This window comes from Rhodococcus sp. NPDC057014 (assembly GCF_042673295.1).
Lineage (GTDB): Bacteria > Actinomycetota > Actinomycetes > Mycobacteriales > Mycobacteriaceae > Rhodococcus_F.
On sequence record NZ_JBHUSF010000441.1, the window covers coordinates 1 to 5,830 of the forward strand.

Annotated in this window: 4 protein-coding genes; all 4 read left to right on the plus strand. The window is 68.4% G+C overall.

What is annotated here, in order from left to right:
* Positions 1-490, plus strand: a 490-nt coding sequence (locus tag ACFTZB_RS42150) for an acyl-CoA dehydrogenase family protein (RefSeq protein ID WP_378441382.1), incomplete at its 5' end; no start/stop codon positions are given.
* Between the two features lie 213 nt (positions 491-703).
* Positions 704-1,720 carry a PDR/VanB family oxidoreductase gene (locus ACFTZB_RS42155; RefSeq protein ID WP_378441384.1) on the plus strand — a complete coding sequence of 339 codons (1,017 nt, stop codon included), beginning with the start codon at positions 704-706 and terminating at the stop codon, positions 1,718-1,720.
* An 11-nt stretch (positions 1,721-1,731) separates the two neighbouring features.
* Positions 1,732-2,958: a cytochrome P450 gene (locus ACFTZB_RS42160; RefSeq protein WP_378441387.1), complete on the plus strand. Its 1,227-nt coding sequence runs from the start codon at positions 1,732-1,734 to the stop codon at positions 2,956-2,958.
* Positions 2,955-5,672: an AAA family ATPase gene (locus ACFTZB_RS42165; protein ID WP_378441389.1), complete on the plus strand. Its 2,718-nt coding sequence runs from the start codon at positions 2,955-2,957 to the stop codon at positions 5,670-5,672. Before ACFTZB_RS42160 ends, ACFTZB_RS42165 begins: the two co-directional genes overlap by 4 nt.
* Positions 5,673-5,830 lie beyond the last annotated feature (158 nt).

Here is a 5,830-nt window from a genome sequence, read left to right on the forward strand (position 1 = left end):
CGAGGGCGACGGCTTCGGGATCGCCCAGGCCCGGCTGGGACCCGGCCGGATCCATCACTGCATGCGCGCCATCGGCATCGCGGAGCGGGCGATCAAACTCATGTGCGAGCGGGCCGACGAACGCGTGGCGTTCGGCAAGCCGCTCAGCCAACAGGGCGTGATTCGCGACTGGATCGCCGAATCGCGGGTCCGTCTCGAGCAGTTGCGCCTGCTGGTCCTCAAGACGGCGTGGCTCATGGACACGGTGGGCAACAAGGGCGCACACACCGAGATCCAGGCGATCAAGATCGCCACGCCGTCGACCGTCGAATGGATCATCGACAAGGCCATCCAGGTCCACGGCGCCGGCGGGCTCTCCCAGGACTTCTTCCTCGCCCCGGCAGCCGCGTACGTCCGCACGCTGCGGTTCGCGGACGGACCCGACGAGGTGCACAAGAACGCGCTGGCGCGCAATGAACTTCGCCGCCAAGCCGCACGACGCAGTGCCTGACCGCTCGGTCGGCCTCTGCTGAGTTCGTTCGGCCCGCTCGCCCACGAAGCGAGTCGGTTTCGCCGTGACGTCCCACCCGTGTCCCCCTCACCTGTAACCCAGGTGAGGGGGACACTGTCGTGTGTAGGGCCCGGTCGGCAGGCGACTGTGGCTATCGCCTTGATAGTGAGTGAGACATTGATCTCACCAGCAGGCGCCGCGCATGATCATGGCGTGCCAAATCATCTTGCTCAGCATGGTGTCGACTCGTCCTCGCCCGCATCGCCGGTCACACGGCGACCCGGAAACCAGACGCTCGAGGTCGCGCGGAAGGACGTCGTGGCGGACGGCGTCGTGAAACTGCGGCTCGAGGAGCCCACCGGTGGGCGGCTCCCGCATTGGACGCCCGGCGCGCACATCGACCTGGTCATGCCGACCGCGGACGGTGGTTCCCAGGTGCGGCAATATTCGTTGTGCGGCGACCGGTGGGATGCCTCCGCCTACGAGGTCGCCGTGTTGCGGGAGCCGAACTCCCAGGGCGGGTCGCAGTTCATTCACGAGAATCTGGCCGTCGGGGACATGCTCAGTGTCGGCACCCCGCGGAACAATTTCGGTCTGGCTCAGGCGAGCCGATACGAATTCATCGCCGGCGGCATCGGGATCACCCCGATCATGACGATGATCGCCGCAGCGGAGAAACTGGGAATCGACTGGCACCTGCTCTACGGCGGCCGGTCACGTCGCTCCATGGCCTTCCTCGGCGAACTGGCTCGATACGGAGACCGCGTCACGGTGTGGCCGCAGGACGAATCGGGTCATCTGCAGCTCGATTTCCTCGAGGAGCCGACGGAGGGGGCCAAGGTCTACTGCTGCGGTCCCGAGCCCTTGCTGGCGGCGGTCGAATCCGCCGCCACGAACTGGCCCTGGTGGGCCGTCCGGTTCGAGCGGTTCGTGGCGCCATCCCAGCCGCCACCGGTCCGCACCGAACCCTTCACGATCGAACTGGCCCACTCCGGCAGGACCGTCACCGTCGGTACCGAACAGACCGTTCTCGAGGCCCTGGACGCCGCCGGCGTCCCGGTGTTGTCCTCGTGTAACGAGGGCGTTTGCGGCACATGTGAAGTCGGCGTCGTGGGCGGTGTTCCGGATCATCGGGATTCACTCCTGAGCGACGCGGAACGCGCCAAGGGGGACCGGATGTTCGTCTGTGTGTCACGTTCGATCACCGAACGACTCGTGCTGGATCTCTAGGAAGGTAGACAGTGTCGATTACGGATACCACCGGACGGCAGGGTTCGACAGCCCCGTCCCTCGACGACGACCCCTTCTCGTCGGAAACGCTCGAGAATCCGCTGCCGTTCCAGGAGCGGCTGCGTGAATCCGGGCCCGTCGTCTTCCTGCCCCGGTACAACGTCCACGCCGTCGGGCGTTACGACGAGGTCCACGGCGCGCTCTCGAACTGGCAGGGCATGACCTCCGGTTCCGGAGTCGGCCTGAACGAGCCCTGGCGGGCCCGGGGACTGCTTCAGACCGATCCGCCCGAGCACGACGCACCCCGCGAGGTGCTGCAGTCGATTCTGTCCGCACGAGCATTGCGTGCGATGAAGGACGCCTGCACCCGGCAGGCCGAGACGCTGATCGACGACCTGCTCGGTGGCGCGGCTGCCGGGGACGCGATCGAGATCGACGGATACAACGACCTCGCGGCCAAGTTTCCGGTGAACTTCTTTCCCGACGCGTCCGGCATCGACGAGGAGCAGCGGGAGAATCTCGTTCCCTACGCCGATCACATCTTCAATGCCCTGGGGCCGCGAAACGAACGAGTCCTGCAGGGGGAGTGCCGGAGCGAGGCGCTGGCGGAATGGGCCACGGCGAAGTGTGCCCGCGAGTCACTCAAACCCGGAGGATTCGGCAGCGAGATCTGGGCGGCCGCCGATCGCGGCGACATCCTGCACGAACTGGCGCCGCTCCTGACGCGTTCGCTGTTGTCGGCAGGTGTCGACACGACCGTCTACGGTCTCTCCGCGATGCTCTACGGGTTCGCTACCCATCCTGATCAGTGGGCGGTGCTTCGCGGGAACCCCAACCTCGCCCGAGTCGCGTTCGACGAGGCGCTGCGCTGGGAGTCTCCCGTCCAGATGTTGTTCCGCAAGACGTCGGCCGACGTCGAGATCTCCGGGACCGTCATACCGGCCGAGACGCGGGTGCTGCTGTGCTACGCCGCGGCGAATCGTGACCCGCGCCGGTGGGACGACCCCGACCGGTTCGACCTCTCGCGTGATCCCTCGGGGCACGTGGCCTTCGGGATGGGCATCCACCAGTGCGTGGGGCAGCACGCGGCGCGTCTGCAGGCCGAGTGCCTGCTCGAGGTACTCGTGACCCGCGTGACGTGCATCGAACTCGCGGCACCCGTACGCCGCTATCACAACAACACGCTGCGAGGATGGAAGGCCATGCCGCTTCGGCTGAGTCTCGCCCAGATGTCGTGAGCGAATTCGTGTTCGACTGCGCCATGGAACGATTGAGTGCCGGAGCCGGTTCGACGTACCTGATTCACGGTGAGGCAGGCACCGGTAAGACACACCTCCTGCGAAGCACGCTCGACGCGGCCCGCAGGCGTGGATGGTCCTGCCTGTACGCCGCGGCGCACGAGTACGACCGCGACATCCCGTATGCGACGGTGCGCACTCTCCTGGGAGCCCTCGGTCACCGCACGGCGTCGACCGATCCGAACAGTGTGACGGTGCTGTTGCAGTCGATGACGGATTCGTCGCCGGTCGTCGTGGCCGTGGACGACGCGCACCTGGCGGACGAGGACAGCCTGGTCGCCGTGACCCTCGCCGCACGGCATCTGGCGGGCCGCCCGCTCCTCGTGATCTTCGCCTTGCGGACCCGGCCGTGGATGACCGGCGAACGTCTCTTCGCGACGATCGGCCCCCTCGTGAGCGAACAGGAGCAGACTGTTGTCGAGCGTCACCCGGTCGAAGGGCATGCCCTCGGCACCCTCGTCGCGTCGGTCCTCGGAGCCGCGCCCGACGAACGACTGATCGGCTACCTGACCGAGCGGACGCGGGGGAACCCGCTGCTGGTCCGGGAAACGATGAACGCGCTGCACACTGCGGGTGCAGTCCGGTCCGAACAGGGAACCGCCTACCTGGTCGATGATTCCCCGCCCCAGCTCCTGCGTCCCGCGGCGTTGCTCCACCGAATGTTTCCCCGGGACCCCGCTCTCCGCGCGCTGGGTCGTCTGGTCGCGGCGCTCGGCCGGGTGGATCTGGACTACCTCCCACTCCTCGCCGAACTGGCGGAGAGGTCGCTGGGCGAGGTCCGGGCCGTCTTCGACTCACTGGTCTCGAGCGGTGCACTCGTGGCAACGGGGTCCGGTTGGTACGAGATTCGCCACCCACTGATCGGTGAGCTGCTCTACAACGAAATAGGCCCGGCCGAGCGCCGCCGCGTCCATGCTGCGATTGCGGCGCGGATCGAGGGCACCGACAGCGAGCTGGACATGCCGGCCCTCGACCGCGCCCGGCACGTCACGGAGGGCGCGGCGCGCGGCGACATGGTCGCGGTCACGGTGGCGTTGCGTGCCGCCGATCGCGCGCTGCGCACGTCGCCGCGCGCGGCTGCCCGCTGGTACGGCCGGGCGCTGGATCTGCTGCCACGCTCGGACGACGCCGCCGGCGAGATACTTCGACGACAGTCCGCGGCGTATTGGAAGGGTGCGCGACCGGCCCTGGCCATCGAAGCGGGCAGAAAAGCGCTCGGACTCCTCGAGGTGGGCTCATCCCGCGACCGCACCGTGGCGACGATCGTGCACTGCCACAACGCGATGGGCGATCCGCAGAGTGCTCTAGACCTGCTGGTCGCCGAGGCGGGGCAGGCGAGAGACCCGACGCCCTACCTCGCGCAGCGCGCGGCGATGTCGGCGCGCCTCGGTGACACCGAGCAGGCGCGCGTCCTCGCCGCGACAGCGTGGTCACAGGTGCGCGAGTCGACCCCGGCAGACCAGGTCATCGCCTACACGTACCTCGGTCAGGTCGAAGCCGCCGTCGGGACGTTCCCGAACGCACGCGAGGCCGTCGACCAGCTCGAGATCCTCGGGACCGACGAGCGGGAACTCCCGGCGGGCACGCGCATCGGTGCCCTGGAGTCGGCAGCGCACCACGCCGCAACAGCAGGCGCGACCGATCGCGCGAACGCGCTGCTCGAGATGGCGGGTGAAGCCGCCGGACTCGCCGGATCCGGAAACCTGGGCGGGCAAGCCGCACTGGCCCGCGCGCTCGCCGAGTTCACGGCCGGCCAATGGACCGCGGCGTCCGAGACGATCGCCCGGGAGACAGTCCAGCTCGAATTCTCGGGTACGCGCAGCACTCTGGCTCGCCTGCGTGGTGTGGAAGTCCAGATCCTCACGGGCCGCGGTGATTTCCGGCGTGCCGCGTCCGTGCTGGCAGCGACGAAGCCGCCGGCCTCCTGCCGGATCGACTTCGCGATCTGGCAGGCGGTGCAGGCCTCGGTCGAGGTGTCGAGGTCCCGGATCGAGCACGCCATCCCGATCCTGGAGCGACTGCGGTCGGAAGCGGGAGACCACGGCTGGAACGAGGTCGGCACCCTCACCCACACGAGTCTGGTCGAGGGCTACCTCGCTCGCGGAGAGGTCGAGGCCGCAGGGCGCGTCGCGGACGACTTCTGCCGCCTTGCGGAGGACATCGGTACGCCCAGGGCACGCATGGCATCCGGCATCGGCCGTGCCCTCAGCTTCGGTGAGGCGGACCCGGCTCGCGACGTGCTTCTCGAGGCCGAGGCGCAGGGCATGCACTGCATCGCGGCGCAGGCCCACCGCGCGCTGGGCGTCGTCGGCCCGGACGTCGCCGAGCACCTCGAGGCCGCGTGGGCGTTGTTCCAGAAGATGGACGCGACGCTGTGGCTGAAGCGGGTGGAGGCAGCCGGCAGGGCGCGCGGACTCGTCCTCGGCCGACGTGCCGCCACGGCGGGGGCACCCGGACCTCTCACCGATGTGGAACGTCACCTCGTCACGCTGGTCCGAGACGGCCTCAGCAACCGGGAGATCGCCGACGTTCTCCACTACAGCAGCAAGACCGTCGAGGCCTACCTCACCCGGCTCTACAAGAAGACCGGCTACACCTCGCGGGTCGAGCTGATCGTGGCCCACGAGCGGGCGGACAGTCTCACCGGTAAGTGACCCAGGGGTCCGGGAGATGACCGTGCTCGTTGAACGCCACGAGGGACGTCCCCGACGAGCCGATCACGATCTTGGTGACGCCGGAATTGACCGCGACCCTGTTCAGGGCGAGCCATTGCGGGAAGCCGCCGCCCAGCAGCCGGGCGGTCACCCAGGCG